Here is a 17,509-nt window from a genome sequence, read left to right as displayed (position 1 = left end):
TGTTTTATGGTTGCACGGGAACGTGTTCAAGTCCCGTAATTTCCTTTAGGTCCAACATGATATTCATGTTGTGCACCGCCTGACCCGCGGCACCTTTCACCAGATTATCTATAACCGAAACCACGATAAACCTTTTGGTCCGGGGGTCCCATACGGGATAAATATCCGCATAGTTGCTTCCCCTCACATCTTTCAGAGACGGCACCTCTTTCCTGATTCTTATAAACGGTTTACCGTTGTAATAATTCCTATAAAGGTCCTCCAGCTTTTCCTGGCTCACTTCTGATTGATCGGGTCTGGCATAAGATGTTGCCAGAATCCCCCTATCCACAGGTAAAAGGTGTGGGGTAAATTGCAAGTTAACAGCTTTTTTTAATAATAAAGATAACTGTTCCTCAATCTCTATGGTATGGCGGTGGTTTGAGATGCCATAAGCTTTAAAATTCTCATTTACATTGGAGAAATGGGTCACGGAACTGGATTTTATCCCCGCCCCCGTAAGACCTGACTTGGCATCAATGACCACCGAATGAGGATCAATCCAACCCGCCGCAAAGAGTGGCGCCAATCCTAAAATAGACGCTGTGGGATAACATCCCGGGTTCGCGACCAAAGCGGCGTTTTTGATTTTATCCGCATGAAGCTCAGGCATACCGTATACGGCATCCTTTATTCCTTCCGTAAAAACATGCTCTTTTTTATACCACGCTTCATAAACCTCCGCTGTGGAAAGGCGGAAATCTCCCGAGAGATCAACGATCCTTATACCGGAACCGGCCCATTTTTTTGCAAAGCCCATAGAGACCCCATGTGGCAAAGCCAAAAAAATCATATCCAAATCACTTAACTGTATGTCTTCTGCCCCTACCAAGGTCAGGTCCAATATTCCGGAAAACTGGGGATGAAGATCGGAAAACTTTTTCCCCTTATGGCTTTCAGACGTGATATCCACAATCTCCGCGTTGGGATGGTGTACCAGTATCCTGGCAAGCTCCGATCCGGTATATCCACTCGCCCCGACAATACTGATTTTATATTTTTTCTTATCCATTTTTTTCAGATACTAGCTTCTCAATGTTCCTCTCCAATTTGTCCATTACCTCCTCCAGGTCACTTTGTGGGATGTTCAAAGGCGGCACCAATCTCAACACAGTCTCTGCGGTTGCATTCGCTATAACCCCCTCGTCCAACAAAGCCTTTACCAAAGGTGCTGCCGGCCGGTCGAGTTGAACGCCGATCATCAGCCCTAAACCGCGTATTTCATTGATCATGCCGTATTTATCCGCCATCTCTTTGACGCGCTGCGTTATCCAGGCCCCTTTTTCGTCCGCCGCAGTGCACAAATCTTCTTCCAAAATGGTTTTTATGGTGGCCAGAGCGGCCGCTGATGCCAGTGGATTTCCGCCGAAAGTGGTGCCATGGTCTCCAAAATTGATCACATCTGCCACTTTCTTTTTGCAAAGGAATGCACCGATGGGGACGCCGCCTCCCAGCCCTTTGGCCAAAGTCATGATATCCGGCTGGACGTCATAGTGTTCTTTTGCAAAGAATTTTCCAGACCGTCCGATCCCACACTGAACTTCGTCGAATATCAGAAGGACATTGTTTTCATCACACAGTTTCCTTAATCCCTTGAGGTAAGCCAAGTCGGCGGGAATAATCCCTCCCTCACCTTGTATCGGTTCAATGATGACGGCGGCCACCTCATTGTCCATCTGCACCTTTACCGCATCAAGATCATTGAAAGGTACTTGCACGAAACCTGCCGGTATGGGCTCAAAGCCCTGCTGGTATTTGGCTTGGCCAGTGGCTATGGTCGCCAACGTCCTGCCATGAAAGGAGTTTTCCATGGAAATGATCCGGCCTCCTCTTCCATGTGTATGGGCATATTTTCTGGCGATTTTCATGGCTCCCTCTACAGATTCGGCCCCGCTATTGGTGAGAAATACACGGTCTAATTTACTCAGATCCACCAAAAGCTTGCTCAAAGCCACTTGGGGCGGACTGACGAAAAAATTGGATACATGAATCAGCACGGCAGCCTGATCCTGAATAGCTTTAACCACTTTAGGATGGCAATGGCCCAAATTGTTGACTGCTATTCCGGCAAGCATATCGATGTATTCTTTGCCATCAGCATCCCAAACCCTGCTACCTTTCCCTTTTATAAAAGCCAAAGGAAAACGTTTGAAGGTCGGCAAATAGTTTTTCTTGTCTTCGTTATATAGATAATCATTTGAAACCTGCATAATTATTGGGTTAAGGTGGTTCCTGTTTTTTTCTGGTTCAGAATATAATCGGTAATCTCATCAGGCCGGGTACCATTCAATATGATGGCTTTTTTCACACCTGCTTTGAGCGCCTCTTCGCATGATTCTATTTTGGGTATCATGCCACCTCTGATCACAGACCCATAATAACCGGACAATTCATCCAAGCTGATCCGGTCAATAATAGAGGCAGGGTCAGGAAAGTCCAGATATAGTCCGTCCACGTCTGTGAGCACAATGTATTCGTCCACTTTCAGTGCTGAGGCTATTTTTCCGGCAAAAACGTCTGCGTTGATGTTGTAGTCATTGCCTTCCTCGTCTGAAGCGATGCAGGTGACTACAGGAATAAAGCCCTTTGAAAGCAAGGTATCCAGAAGCAAAGTGTCTACCTGTACCAGCTCCCCCACTTGTCCCAAATCGATTTGTTTTTCCACACCTTGGGCGTCTTTGGTCAGGTGCCAACGTTTTTTGGCCACGGCCATCCTTCCATCTTTTCCGGAAAGACCTACTGCATTGAGGCCCTCCCTATTAAGCAGATTAACCAAAGAACTGTTTACTTCTCCTTTCAGGGTGGTTTCAATACATTGGAGTGCCTGGATACTGGTATGTCTGTGACCGTCAAAAAATTCGGATTTGATACCGGCAGTTTCCAGCGCTTTGTTGATGAATGGGCCGCCTCCATGAACCAGGATAACTTGGCGCCCGTTTTCCTGTAAAAGTTTTATCCTTGCTGCAATGTCTTTTTTTAATTGTTCGTTTACCATCGCGTTCCCACCGTATTTGATGAGAACTTTTTGATCCTTCATGTTGATAGGTTTTGTTTGGAATCCAAGGGTTTAGCTTGTAGATTAAAAACCCGCTATGGATAAATTAAATTTGGCTTCCCCCTTACTTTTTAATATTTCACCGAATAATTACACAATAATGATACCAAACAAGAAAAAAAATACCGTTATTTTTAAATCGGGGCTATAAATAAGAATATTTAAAAGTAATGTTTAAATAATGAAAACTCCGTGCCAGAAAGGCAGTCAATCTGTCACCCTCCGTGGTGTCCCGCGACAGCATCGATTTTCCCTACGGTATATTTTCCGATAAGATCCAAGTGGGTTTCGTTAAAGACACTTTTGAAAAGCCCTCCTCTTGGACTCAGTTGATAGGAGGTCATTTCCTTTTTTCCAAGTTCTTCGGCCCAGAAAGGCACCAAAAAAGCATGTGAAGAACCGGTCGCATGGTCTTCCAGTTGCTGTACATGGGGCACCAGGGTGCGGCTGACAAAATCTGCTTCTTCCCCTTCGGCCGTCACGGCATAACCAAAAACAGCTGATTTTCTCAGCGTTTCGAAATCCGGTTTCATTTCCCTTACCGATTTTTCGCCATCTGTCAGAATAAGATGTTTATTGGAGGTCTCCCACATCGCTATTACCGGTATGCCCAATCCCTCCTCGATGGCTTCAGGCACCTGAATTTTCCTGATCACCGGAATCGGTTCAAGCCTGAGCCTAAACCCGTTTTTCCCCATCCACTGCACCTGGACCTGGCCTTCTTTATAATTCAAAAGAAAGGTTTTCTGACGTTGTGCCTCCATACCCAGGTAGATCCCGGCCGCGGCGGCTCCATGTCCGCACAAGCCGATTTCCTCATCCGGTGCAAACCATCTGACCTGATAGCGCCCCCCTTCATCCACATATATAAAGGAAGTCGCCGGCATTTGGATTTTGTTGGCGAGCAGCTGCATTTCATTGTCGGATAGCGGATGTTCTGTCCGGATGACGGCTGCAGGATTTCCCTTAAAGCCCAGTTCGGGAGCGGCAAAAACTGAAATGACTGTATAATCAAGATCTTTTGACATCGTAATTGAAATAAATAAAACAAGTGGATTAATTGGTCCGCCAGAAATAAGGAGAGAACAAGACCAGAATGGTAAATAGTTCCAACCTTCCCAAAAGCATCAGAAAGCTTAAAAACAATTTGCCGAAAGGGGAAAAGAAAGCAAAATTGTCCATCGGACCCACATGCCCAATGGCCGGGCCCACATTACCCAAGGAAGTGGCCACTGCCCCGAAAGAGGTAATCATGTCATACCCGGCAACGGACATCACAATGCTGCCCAGCACAAAGATCATCAGGTATATCAGAAGAAAGTTCATGATGTGGGTGATGATTTTTCCTGTAACTCTTTCCCCGTTTATTTTTAAAGGAACCACTGCCCTCGGGTGCACAATCCGCTTGAATTCCAAAGTGGAATTTTTCACAAAAGTAAGGTGACGTATAAACTTGATACCCCCGCTGGTGGAACCCGCACTCGCACCGAAAAAAAGGAACATAAAGAAGATAAGGGTGAGACCATTGCTGTATGCCGTATAATCAGCAGTCACATAGCCCGTGGTAGTAATCAACGAGATGACTTGAAAAAGCCCTTCGCGAAAGGCCTTTTCGATAGGGCCTTCCTTTAAAAAATAAATGGCTCCAAAAATAATCCCGGAAATGATGACTACCGTGATGGAATAAGCCCGGAACTCATCACTCGCCCACACCCTTTTGAATCTGCCTTTGAACCCGAAATATAAGAGGGTAAAATTTGTACCCGCCAAAAACATAAAAACAATGGCGGTATAATGTATCCATGGATTGGTAAAATAAGCCATACTTTCATTTTTCGTGGAAAACCCTCCGGTTGCCATGGTAGTCAAGCCATGATTGACCGCATCAAAAAAAGTCATCCCTCCTAAATAGTACATCAGCATTGCTAAAATGGTCAGGCCCACATACACAAACCACAGTCTCTTGGCCGTTTCCCTGATGCGCGGATGAAGCTTGTCTGAGGTAGGTCCGGGCGACTCCGCAACAAAAAGCTCTATGCCTCCAATACCCAACAATGGAAATATGGCGACCGTAAGAACAATGATTCCTAAACCACCTATCCATTGCGTCATGCTGCGCCAAAGAAGGATACCTGCCGGCAGTACCTCTATATCATTTAATATAGTGGCTCCGGTCGTGGTAAAACCGGAAACGGTCTCGAAAATAGCGTCAGGCAAATAGCTGATGCTGCCACTCAACAGATAAGGCATCATGCCAAATATGGCCATCACCAGCCAGCTCAATGCCACGATCATATAGCCTTCCCTTTTCCGGATATTTTGATCCTGGCTGCCAAAAGAAAAAAACAGAATGGCACCGTTGCTTATACAGATAAAAGCAGATGTGATGAGTGTAAACTGGTCCCCGCTGCCATAATAATAAGAGAACGCAATACTGGGAGCCATCAAAAGGCCCAACAGCATCATCAATCCCCCCATCATTTTTAAAATGGCTTTGTAATGGATCATGCTTTAGTTAAAAATTTTCTCCAGCACCGGTTTGGCTTCTGGCAAGGTAAGTACTATAGCCTTGTCATTGAGTTGAAGATGAAAATCGCCGTCGGGAATAAAAACCTCATCGCCCCTAATGACTCCTGCTACAATGGTCGTGTCCGGAAAATGCAAATCCTTCAGGGATTTCTTGGTCAAGCGGTTGTTTTTGGTCACCACGTACTGAATGAATTCCGCCTCCACGCCATGAATGCCGGAAACCACCTCTACCATGCCCTTTCTCAAATAGCGGCTTACATGATTCGCGGCTACCAGTTTTTTATTGATTAGAGAATCTACCCCAATACTATGCGAAATATGTATATACTCCCGGGTATCTACGTGGGCAATGGTTTTGTAGACCCCGTGGTTTTTAGCACTAAGGCTGGTGATGATGTTGGTTTCAGAACTTTCTGTCAGGGCCAGGAAACTGTCCATGGTTTCCAGTCCTTCCTCCATAAGCAAATTGACGTTTTTGTAATCCCCATGGATCACCAGCGTTTCGTTCAACCTTTCTGCCAGCCACTTACACCTTTCCTTGTTGTTATGGATCAACGTCACCCCATAGGTTTTTTCCATTTCCAAAGCAGTGGAAAAGGCCAAGTCATCCCCCCCAATTATCATCACGCTCTGAATATCCTTTTCTTTGTGATGGATCAACTCCTTGATAGAATCCACTGCTTTCTTAATGGAGATAAAAAAAACATGGTCGTTATTATGAATGACGGTGTTTCCCCTGGGAATGATGGTTCTTTGGTCACGTACTATGGCGATAATTCTTACATCTTTGAAGATAGGATTGCTTCTGGTATCGGAAAGTTTTCTGTTGACGAGCGGCGAGGTCCGTTCCAGCGTGATGCCTACCACATTGAGCTTCCCCCCTTCAAACTCGATCACGTCGGAAAAAGTAGAGCGTTTCATCATTCGGGAGATTTCCTTGCTACAGAGCATGGAAGGAGAAATGATGGAATCGATGCCCAGGTTTTCAAAATAGATCCTGTTTTCCGGATAGAGGTAATCGTGGTTTCTGACCCTGGCAATCACCTTCTTGGCTCCCAGCTGTTTGGCGAGTACGGCGGCACATATGTTCGTTTTTTCCGAAGTAGTCACTGACAACATCAGATGGGCCGTATGGATATTGGCTTTTTTGAGAACATCTATAGAAGCAGAATCCCCCTCTATGGTCAAAACATCCAGCCTCGCACTGATATTATCCAAAACATCTTTGTCTACGTCTATCAAGGTGATGTCCCTGTTTTCGTAACTCAAATGCTCTGCGAGGTGATATCCCATATCGCCAGCTCCTGCTATCACGATATTCATTGCCATAAACTAAATTTGCACGGTTCCAATCCTGTACAGTGTTAGAAGAACATGCCGTAATATTAAGGATAAATGCACAAAGTCCAATAATTGTTTCCCGGAAATAAAAAAAACTTCTCCCGGCTGGCATCCAAATGAAATCCTCCGAAATCAGTTTACCCTTCTGAAGACCAACGCGGTCCTGTTTGTCATATATATACTCAAGATCTGATGTGGGTTGGTATAGTAATATTGGCTTTCGTCAACCCTGCCAAACCCGCCGAATTCCGGATTATCCGAATTGACGATCAGCTGGTATTTGCCCATTTCCGGAGCTCTGAACTGATAATCAAAAATCGACTTTTCCGGGTGAAAGGAAAAGGCAAAAAGCAGCCCGCCTCTCTTGTAAATCAGCACTTTATTTGCAGGATCAGCATGTACCTGATCTGCAAACGGTGCTGTAAGTACTTTGTATTTCTTAACAAGTTGTAACATGGCCCTGTCCCATCTAAGCAGGTATTTATACTTGAGCCGGGGATTTTCAGCCAGGCTCCACTGCCTTCTCGCATAGCGGTAACTCCAGTTATTGCCTTCTCTGGGAAAATCAATCCATTCCGGATGCCCAAATTCGTTACCCATAAAGTTAAGGTATCCTTCCCCTCCCAAACTAATGGTAAAAAGCCTGAACAATTTGTGCAAGGCAACGCCCCTATCAATGATGTGGTTTGGATCGGTGATCTGCATATGAAAATACATTTCCTTGTCCATGAGCCAAAATGCGATGGATTTGTCCCCCACCAGCGCCTGGTCATGGGACTCAGCATATGCAATCGTTTTTTCCCTGTATCTCCGGTCGCTCAACTCCTTCCAAAACTCCAAAATATCCCATTCCTCATCACGTTTTTCTTTGAGGATTTTAATGTAAAAATCCGGAATACCCATGGCCATACGGTAATCGAAGCCAATCCCCCCTTCTTCGGGTTTACGGCACAGTCCTGGCATGCCGCTGACCTCTTCAGCGATCGAAATGGCGGAAGGTTTGAGCTCCTTGATGAGTGCATTGGCCAATTGAAGATAAATGATAGCCTCCCAGTCTACGTCCTTCACAAAATATTTATCAAAATGATCAAAGGTAATAAGGCCATGATGGAAATAAAGCATGCTGGTGACGCCGTCAAAACGATATCCATCAAAATGAAATTCATCAAGCCAATAACGGATATTGGAAAGCAAAAACCGCTTCACTTCCCATTTTCCATAATCAAAAAGCTTGGAGTCCCACACTTCATGGTACCCCCTGGGACCTGCATGAAAATATTGATGATCCGATCCGTCAAACTCATTGAGCCCTTCTGAGGTGTTCTGTACAGAATGGGAGTGCACAATGTCCATAATCACCGCCAAACCCAGATCATGCGCCCTATTTACCAGGTATTTTAAGTCCTCTGGTGTTCCAAATCTGCTGGAAGGCGAAAAAAAATTGGAAACGTGATAACCAAACGAACCGTAGTAAGGATGTTCCATCACGGCCATCAACTGTACGGCATTATATCCTGTCTTCTTGATTTTTGGAAGGATGTCATCTGCAAACGCCCGGTAGGTCCCGACCTCTTCCTCTTCCTGTCCCATCCCCACATGGCATTCGTAAATGATCGGGCCCGTTTTTTCCAGCCGGGGAACAAATGACTGGTCGGTCCATTCAAAAGGCTCTTCGGGGAACCACAGTTGACCGGCAAAATCCCTGCTTTCTCCATCCTGAACTACCCGGCGGATGTAAGCGGGGATCCGGTCCAAATTCCCCTTTGCATGTACAACATGTACTTTGACCAAGCTTTGGTGAAGAAAGACGTCCTTGTATAACGAATAGGGTAAAAACAGCTCCCATACTCCCCACTCATCCTTTTTCATCGGATGTGAAGCCCTGTCCCAACCGTTAAAATCCCCAATAAAAAACAAAGCTTCTGCTTCCGGAGCCCATTCCCTGTACACCCACCCGTTTTTCTCAGTATCAAAGTTGATCCCAAAATATTCATGACCTTGGGCGAAGGCTGATAAACTGCCATTTACCTTCAGTATCTCATGCAACGCACTTTGGTATCTGGTCCATCGCTGATAAATTTCTTCTTTATAATTTTCCAACCACGGATCTTCCTGGACGATGGCCAATGTTTTGTCTTTTTCCACGGAATATTCTGTTATAGCTACAAGCTGCTGATAAAACAATCAAAACACCTAATCTAGCGGAGCATTTTATCGGGATTCCCCTACTTTTCTTCTTACTAATTAGCCAAAATTAACGAATATGAAAAACATCCTATTATATATTCATTCGCTACTGACAAATAATCAGTCATCTGGGAATTTCCACGGGATACCCCATCCCGGTCCATGCATCTATACCTCCCTCCAGGTGATAAACTTTCCTAAAACCGGATGCCTTCATCTTTTCCACCGCCTTCGCACTGCGTCCGCCTACCTTGCAATAAACCAAAACCGGCGTATTTCTATTCAATTCCCCCACTTTGCCGTCAAAGTCATCCTTCATAAAATCAATATGGAGAGGATCTTTTATCACCCCGCTCCGGACTTCCTCATCTGTTCTTACATCCAGTAAAATCCGGTCCAGTCTTTGCTCGGCAGCCAGAAATGAGCGGGGATCCAAGCCTACAACCCCTTCAACCTCTTCGGACAAGGCCCGATCAGCAGCCCCGTCCATCTCTTCTCCATGAAAAAGGGGATTGATCCTGACATAGTCATTGTTTTCAAAGGAGACCTGATAGCTTCCGTTCCATCTGGTATCAGGCAAATAATAGTCGCTGCTGATCAATTGTGCCCCACTCACAAAAGCACTGTCTCTCCTCTTCGTATCGTTAGCTCTTGCTTCTTTGGTATCCGCGTCTGCCCGGGTACGCACGATATATCCTTTTTTCACCAGTTTTTTGATTTGCTGACCATTCTGCACCGGGTCGTTAACTATCATGATGGCAGCGGCAGGGTTGCCTTCAGGCACATTGACAAACATCACGCTCTTGCCCTGATGAGGATCCATACCCAAATATTGTTCAAGTTTATCCCCATCTTCGTCCAGGATGAAAATGATTTTACCCCGAACCTCATCCAGCGCAGGCCAATCATGAGCCAAGACGGCCTCTTCCACCGTTTCGTATCCATTCCTCAAGTCACTGGGTCGAAAAAGCTGCCCTTTTGCGAGGCTACCAGCGATGGTCGCATCCAGACTTTCAAATACCTCCGTGTCAAAAGGCAATACTTCCGTAAAACCCAATTGGGGGAAATTTTTGTCTTTTGCATTTACTGTGATGAAGATGGGAAGGTGTCCTGGATTGAGGATCGACCAGGTTCTAAGCTCCTCCAAATAATCATTCAACAAAACCGAATGGCTTCTAAAATCAATGTCCTGTACATGAAAAACCTTAAAGCCAGGCACTTTCCATTTTGATGCCTGATCAAACGGAAGCGGCTCAATACCTTTTTCCTTTAGCCATTCCCAGCCTTTCGGAGAAGAAAACCGCCCACCATCAGGATCATGATATATATCCAACTCAAGTACCCGAAGGCCCAAGTTTAGCTGCTCCCACAAAGGTAAATGAGCGTAGTCCAACGCCTGAATCTGCGCATGCCCCCCATCTTCAAGCAGGTCCATCAAAGCCGGTTCAATGGCGACCTTATAACTGTTATGACTTCCGATCATCTGGAGTTGGTTCACCCTGACCGGAGTAGGGATGTTATCCTTTTTGTGGCACGATAAAAGAAATAAGATGCAGAATACAAAAACAACAGGTCTGGACATGACGGAATATATGGACTTCTATTTGTAAATATATCGAATCTTCAAACAAATTCAGCATACCCTGGCGATTAGAAAAAACGACTTCAACGCGGAAAGAAGGTCCGGGATTTTTATCGCACAGGCAAAAAGCTGCAAACAAGGCCCTGGACATCAAGAAAGGAAGCTTTGAATGTCTCAGGCCTTACGCTAAAAAATCAGCTTCAATGATGACGGCTACCACAGGATTGGTAATAACCCTCACTCCATTGCAGTTCTTTTTTGAATTGTCGCAAATCTGTCCCGGCATCGATGTTTACCGCCTCTATTCCGGCAATATCCGCAAAATCATTGAGGATTTCAGCAGTCAGGTTTTGGCTAAAACAGGTATGGTGGGCGCCTCCTGCCAATATCCAGGCTGCACAGGCTGTTTTCATATCGGGAAGGGGTTTCCACATGACCCTGGCCACGGGTAGCCTGGGGAGGTCATGCGGGGGCGCTATTGCCTGCACCTCATTAATGACCAAACGGAACCTATTGCCCATATCCACCAATGAAGCATTAAGTCCTTTCCCGCCTTTTGCATTGAAAACCAGCCTGACTGGATCTTCCTTACCACCTATGCCCAAGGAGTGCACTTCACATGACGGTTTTTCCGCAGCCAAACATTCATCCACCTCCAACATATGAGCCCCCAACACTAGGCTGTTTTCCGGATCAAAATGATAAGTATAATCCTCCATAAAGGCATTGCCCCCTTCCAATCCGGTCCCCATCACTTTCATGGCCCGCACCAGGGCCGCCGTTTTCCAATCCCCCTCGCCGGCATATCCATAGCCTTTTCCCATAAGCCTTTGTACCGCGATACCGGGCAACTGCTGCATCCCGTGCAGATCTTCGAAAGTATTGGAGAATCCCTTATATCCCCCGTTTTTTAAAAATTTTTCCAAGCCAACCTCAATCCGGGCAGCCTCAAGGAGGGACTCCCTTTTGCTGCCATCGGGAAGCAGGTTCTTAGCCAGATTATAGCTGGAGACATATTCCTCTACAAGCGCAGCAACCTCTTCACCTTTAACCAGGTTAATTTCCTCAACCAGGTCTCCCACGCCATGGGTGTTTACCGAAAAACCGAATTTCAGCTCTGCCTCCACCTTGTCGCCTTCGGTCACGGCCACATTTCTCATATTGTCCCCAAAACGTATGAATTTTGCCCCCTGCCAATCCTTCCAGCCGCTGGCGGCCCGGCTCCACGCATCAATCTGCCTATGGACCGCTTCGTCCCGCCAATGACCGACCACCACTTTTCTGTTTATTTTCATCCGTGAGCATATAAATCCAAATTCCCGGTCGCCATGCGCGCTCTGGTTCAGGTTCATAAAATCCATGTCGATCTCATCCCATGGAATATCCCGGTTAAACTGCGTATGGAGATGAAGCAGGGGTTTAGAAAGAATTTTCAAACCGTTAATCCACATCTTTGCAGGGGAAAAAGTGTGCATCCAGGCGATCACTCCAATACAGTTCTCTGCCTGACCCGCCTGCTGGCAAGTCTGAAAAATTTCTTCCGCTGTAGTGACTATGGGTTTGAATTTGATGCTGACGGCAATTTGTTTTGACCTGTCAAGTTCCTGCGATATGATCCGGGCATGTTCAGCCACCTGGTTCAGCGTCTCCTTCCCATAAAGGTGTTGGCTTCCGGTAATGAACCATACCTCGTTATGTTGTAAACTTTTCATTGTATTTTTTTATGTCACTTTTTTCAAAGTAGAAAATCCCGTCCGTTATATGTTGAAATTTGAGCTAAGTTTAAATGAAACATCCGTATTTAAATGTCATATTTACACCTTTTATTCAGCAAATAAAAATATAGCGGTCTTTATTTTTCCACCAGCTGAAAAAAAAGCAGGAAAAATGTTCACGTTAACATGAAGGTCGCCGCATATAAATGTTATTCGAAATCCTGCTTTTTGGTTTCCGGAATTCATGTCCGAGGAAATATTCAGTCCGATTAATTGTATAATTAACACTTTATTTTAATTTGTGCAACATCGCCAAAATCACCTGTCGGACGGGGAGGAAGAAAAGAATTTCGCCACCCAACATGCCGGTGACAGCCTGAGGCCATTGTTATCCGGCGGATCAATCACTGGTGGAAAATTCCGTCCAAAGCGGCAGGTGATCGGAAATCCGCCAGGAAAGCTGGAAAGGCGTAAGTTTCCGTTCTTTTAATACATGGGGACCAAAGTCAAACAACCCACCCTTCAGGTACCGTATCGATAACTGGGGGATGTGAAGGTGGTTTTCAAACCAGGCAATTTGGGTGTAGTATTTCGTGCTGTTGTCAAAAACCGTCCGTCTCACCTCCCAAAGATCCTCGGGAACTGTAAGCCCCGTGGAAACAAACGCCTGGTACCGCGGATCTTCCCTCCTGTCAATATTGAAATCTCCCAATATGATCAAACTATGATCAAAGGCATGCATCTGTGTCGCCCAGTTTTTCATCCATAAGGCAATGCCCTGCAACTCCCCCATTCTATCCACAGGGCTTTTGCCGTATAGAACGTGTAAGGTAACCAAAACAAAAGTTTTGTTTCCCACCTGAAACCCCACCGCGTAAGGCGTCCGGGCAAATTGTCTGGAAAAGGCGCCTTCTTCAATGCTTTCCACCTTTTCGTTGGGGACCACCAGTTCACAGGCCAGGCCGGATAATTTCACCTTACGGGTATCAAACAGAAATCCCAAACGTTCGTCATTCCCCTCTGCACCGCCACAGACGTCAGTAAGAATAAAACTCCAATGATCACCCAACACTTTCAACATGTGCCTCAATGCTTTGAGGTTGCCCTTGATTTCCTGTAAGGCCACAATGTCGAACCTGCTGATGATCCTGGAGATTGCCAATAAAGAATGTAGGTCCCTTTTTGGAGAATCTGAAGAAGCTGCCAGCCATTTTTCCGTCAGCCCCCCAAAACTACGGATATTCCAGGTACCAATTAAAACATTCCGGTCCAATTTTTTAAAAGGAATCGATAGATCCAACACCGTTTCCAACTCCCACAATTCCATTTGAATGTCATCGGGGGGAATATCAGTGATTTTTGCCGATTGTGCTTCCATAGAAAAGTCAATTAGGTTTCATCATCCCCTAAATACGGTGGTATTCAACGAACAAACTATATGGTAAGATGATTCATTTCACTGCCCCAACAACCTTATAACACGTTCAAAGACAGCCATTCCTTCAAAGACAGCCATTCCTTAGCAAAAAATACAGCTTTCTTTCTAAAACAAAGATCTTTGTCATCTGTCGTGGCCTTAAAAGTAAAAACCTCCGGAACATTGCCCCGGAGGTTTGAACACTTAAAAAAACCACCAACCTTTAATTAAATCTAATCAACTGTTCTTGCGAACAGTCATATTTAATTTATCTGCCAATAGATACATGACAGGTACTATTACTAACGTTAAAAAGGTAGCAAAGGTTAGGCCAAATATCACAGTCCAAGCCATGGGCCCCCAGAAAGCTGCGTTATCCCCTCCCATATAGAATTCCGGGTCAAAGGAAGACAGCAAGCCGCTGAAATTAATGTTCATTCCAAGGGCCATAGGCAAAAGCCCCAGAACCGTGGTGATCGCCGTCAACAATACCGGCCTCAGCCTGACCTTTCCTGCCCTCACTATACTGTCCAGCAACTCATCATATGGCAGGTGTTTGCCCTCTATTATTCCAAGTTCCGCCCTTCTTCTCTTCCTGATCAGGTTAGAGTAGTCTATCAATACAATGGCATTGTTCACCACCACCCCTGCGAGGGAAATAATGCCTATACCGGTCATGATGATCACAAAATCCATATTGAAAATCACCAGGCCCAGGAAAACACCAATGGTACTGAACAATACAGAAGCCATGATGATGAAAGGCGTCAGTACGGAATTGAATTGGGTCACGATGATCAAGAATATCAACGACACGGCTATAAGCAGGGCTCTTGCCAAAAAGGCCGAGGATTTGTCCTGTTCTTCCTGTTCACCGGTAAATCTCACATCGATGCCATCCGGGATTTCATAATCCACCAATAAATTTTTCAACTGGTTATTGATCTCCGTGGGGTTGTAGCCGTCATTGACGTTGGAAGACAAGGTGATCACCTTGTTCAGGTCTTTTCTTTTAATGGATCCATAGGAAGAACTGTATTCTATATCCGCCACCGCTGAGATGGGAATATTCTTTTGGTTCCCGAATTTGTCCATAAAATTGATCTTCTTGTTCAGGAGAGCGCCTACATCATACCTAAATTCATCAGCCAATCTCAACTGTATCGGATAATCATCTTCTCCTTCTTTGTATTTGGACACTTCGAGTCCGAAAAGCGCCGTCCTTAACTCGTTCGCTATCATACTGGTGGAAAGGCCAAATCGTTTGGCATTTTCCCGGTTGATGTTAACCACCAATTCAGGATTCCCTGTTTCCAAGTCGGATTTCAGTTCCTCAATGCCCTCTATACCCGAACTGGCAATCCTTTCTCTTAACTGGGACACAAATTCGATCAATTGCGTAAAATTCTCTCCACTTGATTCAATATTAATGGGTTTACCCACAGGAGGACCGTTTGTCTGCTTGTTTACCGTAATCTGTACGCCTGCATAACCTTCAGCCAACCCCCTGATTTCCTCCATGATCCGGTTGGTATTGATTCCCTCCCTGTACTGGAATTCGACAAAGCTTATGGTGATCTTTGCCTTGTGAGGAGTGGCTCCCATGCTCATCTCCATATCATCTCCGGTACCCTCACCTATTTGTGTAATCAGGGACTCCACAATCTGCCGGTTAGGCTCCAACACTGCGATCAACTCGTCCTCGAAGCCGTGAACAAATGCATTGGTAGCCTCTATATCGGTGCCAATAGGATGCTCTATAAAGATATTAATCAGGGCAGGCTCATTGTCAGGGAAAAACAACACCTTGGGGGACCTGATCCCAAGCAATACCAACGAAAAAAACAGCAAACCTATCGTACCAAAGAAAAACAAATATGGTTTTCTTCCCCTCAAGGCAAATTTCAAGGTACGTTCATACAAATCTTCAAGTTTCACCAAAAAAACATTCTGGAACCAGCGGATCGCTCTTCTCAAAGCAAATACGTTGAACACGGTCAACAATGCGGCCAGCATGAATAGGTTGGCAAAAGCTATCCATCCCAATAGGTAACCCAGAATTGCCAACACAAAGAAAGCCAAAGCCGCCATCAAGGGTTTCCTCTTAGGTTTTAGCCTGTTGACGTCAACCACTTTCATGAACATCGAAGTAAGAACCGGGTTGATCACCAAAGCCACAAATAGGGATGAAGACAGCACAATGATCAAAGTAATGGGAAGGTACTTCATAAATTCCCCAATGATATCATCCCAAAATGCCAGGGGCAGGAACGCCGCCAACGTGGTAAAGGTAGAGGTGATGATGGGCCACGCAATCTCCCCAACACCTTCCTTTGCTGCCCGGATGGGCGGCATTCCCTCTTGGATCAATCTGTAGATGTTTTCGACTACCACTATACCGTTGTCCACCAGCATCCCCAAAGCCAGGATCAGGGAAAACAAAACCATGAAGTTCAGGGTAACCCCAAATGCATTCAGTACGAGGAAGGAAATGAACATGGACAGCGGAATGGCCACCCCTACAAAGAGGGCATTCCTGAAACCGAGAAAAAACATCAATACCAAGACCACTAATATGACGCCAGAGATAATGCTGTTTTCAAGGTTGTCTACCTCAGCACGGGTATACTTGGACTGGTCATTGGTGATGTCGATCTGCAAATCCGATGGGAACCGGTGGATTTGTGCCCTTTCTATGATCGCTTTGATTTTGTCGGAGGCATCCAGAAGGTTTTCCCCGCTCCGCTTCACCACGTTTACCGTCACCACCGGCAGTTTGTTGCTCCTGGCATAACTTTCCCGCTCCTTATAGGTATCGCTTACAGAGGCGACGTCCCTGAGGTACACGATTTTGTTGTTTTCTATCTTGACGATAACATCTTCTATCTGTGCCGGGTCTGTAAATTCCCCTGTTATGCGCAGGGATCTTCTATAATCTCCCGCCAGGATGTTTCCCCCTGAAATGGTGATATTTTCTGCTCCTACTGCATCTGATATGTCCGAAAAGCTCACGCCCATAGCCTCCATCTTGTAAAGATCCGAGTCGATACGGATTTCCCTCTCAATGGTGCCTCCCAGGTCAGCCTTCGATATTTCAGGCAGTTTCTCTATTTCGTCCTCAAGGTACTCGGCAAACTCCTTGAGTTCCTTTTCCGGATATCTTCCCGAGATATTCACGTTCATAATGGGAAAATCCGAGGTATTGATCTCTATGACATCGGGATCTCTGTCCAGATCTGAGGGCAACTCGCTTTTTGATTTATCCACAGCGTCCTTCACATCCTGCAGCGCCTTCGATATATCCACATTAGGGTTAAACTCCACCACAATGGAGGAATAGTCCTGAATGGAAGTAGACCTGATATCCTTCACATTGTTGATCCCTTTCAGTTCTTTTTCGATGGGCCTGGTGATCAGGTTCTCCATATCCACGGGCGAGTTGCCCGGATAGGAAGTCCCGATATAAACCGTCGGTATGACGATTTCCGGAAAGCTTTCCTTTGGCATGGTGCGATAGGCACCAATGCCCAGGAAAGTGATGATCAATGCCAATATGATCACACTGGTCCTGTTGTCTATTGAAACCGAAGAGAGACCAAACTCCCTGATCACTCTTCTATTTTCTTTATTTTCTGGCGTCATAA

11 protein-coding genes are annotated in these 17,509 nt (G+C 45.6%); all 11 read right to left on the bottom strand.

Features of this window, described 5'->3' with window-relative positions; translation table 11 throughout:
• Window positions 1-4 precede the first annotated feature (4 nt).
• Window positions 5-1,051: an N-acetyl-gamma-glutamyl-phosphate reductase gene (argC, locus tag ACFPFU_RS12240; protein WP_377064875.1), complete on the bottom strand. Its 1,047-nt coding sequence runs from the start codon at window positions 1,049-1,051 to the stop codon at window positions 5-7.
• Window positions 1,044-2,249 carry an aspartate aminotransferase family protein gene (locus tag ACFPFU_RS12235; RefSeq protein ID WP_377064873.1) on the bottom strand — a complete coding sequence of 402 codons (1,206 nt, stop codon included), beginning with the start codon at window positions 2,247-2,249 and terminating at the stop codon, window positions 1,044-1,046. Before ACFPFU_RS12235 ends, argC begins: the two co-directional genes overlap by 8 nt.
• 2 nt (window positions 2,250-2,251) lie before the next feature.
• The gene (argB, locus tag ACFPFU_RS12230; protein WP_377064871.1) at window positions 2,252-3,076 is read right to left on the bottom strand and encodes an acetylglutamate kinase; all 825 of its coding nucleotides are present in this window, start codon (window positions 3,074-3,076) and stop codon (window positions 2,252-2,254) included.
• A 233-nt stretch (window positions 3,077-3,309) separates the two neighbouring features.
• On the bottom strand, window positions 3,310-4,122 hold the full coding sequence (locus tag ACFPFU_RS12225; RefSeq protein WP_377064869.1) for a PhzF family phenazine biosynthesis protein: 813 nt from the start codon (window positions 4,120-4,122) through the stop codon (window positions 3,310-3,312).
• 28 nt (window positions 4,123-4,150) lie between these two features.
• Entirely contained in the window at window positions 4,151-5,602 is a 1,452-nt protein-coding gene (locus ACFPFU_RS12220) for a TrkH family potassium uptake protein (RefSeq protein WP_377064867.1), read from the bottom strand.
• Between the two features lie 3 nt (window positions 5,603-5,605).
• On the bottom strand, window positions 5,606-6,952 hold the full coding sequence (trkA, locus tag ACFPFU_RS12215; protein WP_377064865.1) for a Trk system potassium transporter TrkA: 1,347 nt from the start codon (window positions 6,950-6,952) through the stop codon (window positions 5,606-5,608).
• 144 nt (window positions 6,953-7,096) lie between these two features.
• A complete protein-coding gene (locus tag ACFPFU_RS12210; RefSeq protein WP_377064863.1) occupies window positions 7,097-9,109 on the bottom strand; it encodes an alpha-amylase family glycosyl hydrolase in 2,013 nt (670 codons plus the stop codon).
• Window positions 9,110-9,275: 166 nt separating this feature from the next.
• Window positions 9,276-10,733, bottom strand: a complete 1,458-nt coding sequence (locus ACFPFU_RS12205; protein WP_377064861.1) for a Ca2+-dependent phosphoinositide-specific phospholipase C — start codon at window positions 10,731-10,733, stop codon at window positions 9,276-9,278.
• A 200-nt stretch (window positions 10,734-10,933) separates the two neighbouring features.
• Complete coding sequence (araA, locus tag ACFPFU_RS12200; protein ID WP_377064859.1) at window positions 10,934-12,445, bottom strand: L-arabinose isomerase; 1,512 nt, start codon at window positions 12,443-12,445, stop codon at window positions 10,934-10,936.
• Window positions 12,446-12,848: 403 nt separating this feature from the next.
• Window positions 12,849-13,826 carry an endonuclease/exonuclease/phosphatase family protein gene (locus ACFPFU_RS12195; RefSeq protein ID WP_377064857.1) on the bottom strand — a complete coding sequence of 326 codons (978 nt, stop codon included), beginning with the start codon at window positions 13,824-13,826 and terminating at the stop codon, window positions 12,849-12,851.
• Window positions 13,827-14,102: 276 nt separating this feature from the next.
• Window positions 14,103-17,507 carry an efflux RND transporter permease subunit gene (locus ACFPFU_RS12190; protein WP_377064855.1) on the bottom strand — a complete coding sequence of 1,135 codons (3,405 nt, stop codon included), beginning with the start codon at window positions 17,505-17,507 and terminating at the stop codon, window positions 14,103-14,105.
• Window positions 17,508-17,509: the final 2 nt, after the last annotated feature.

This window comes from Negadavirga shengliensis (assembly GCF_042652345.1).
Lineage (GTDB): Bacteria > Bacteroidota > Bacteroidia > Cytophagales > Cyclobacteriaceae > Negadavirga > Negadavirga shengliensis.
The sequence above is the reverse complement of the archived record's forward strand: the minus strand, read 5'-3'. Positions and strand labels throughout refer to the sequence as shown.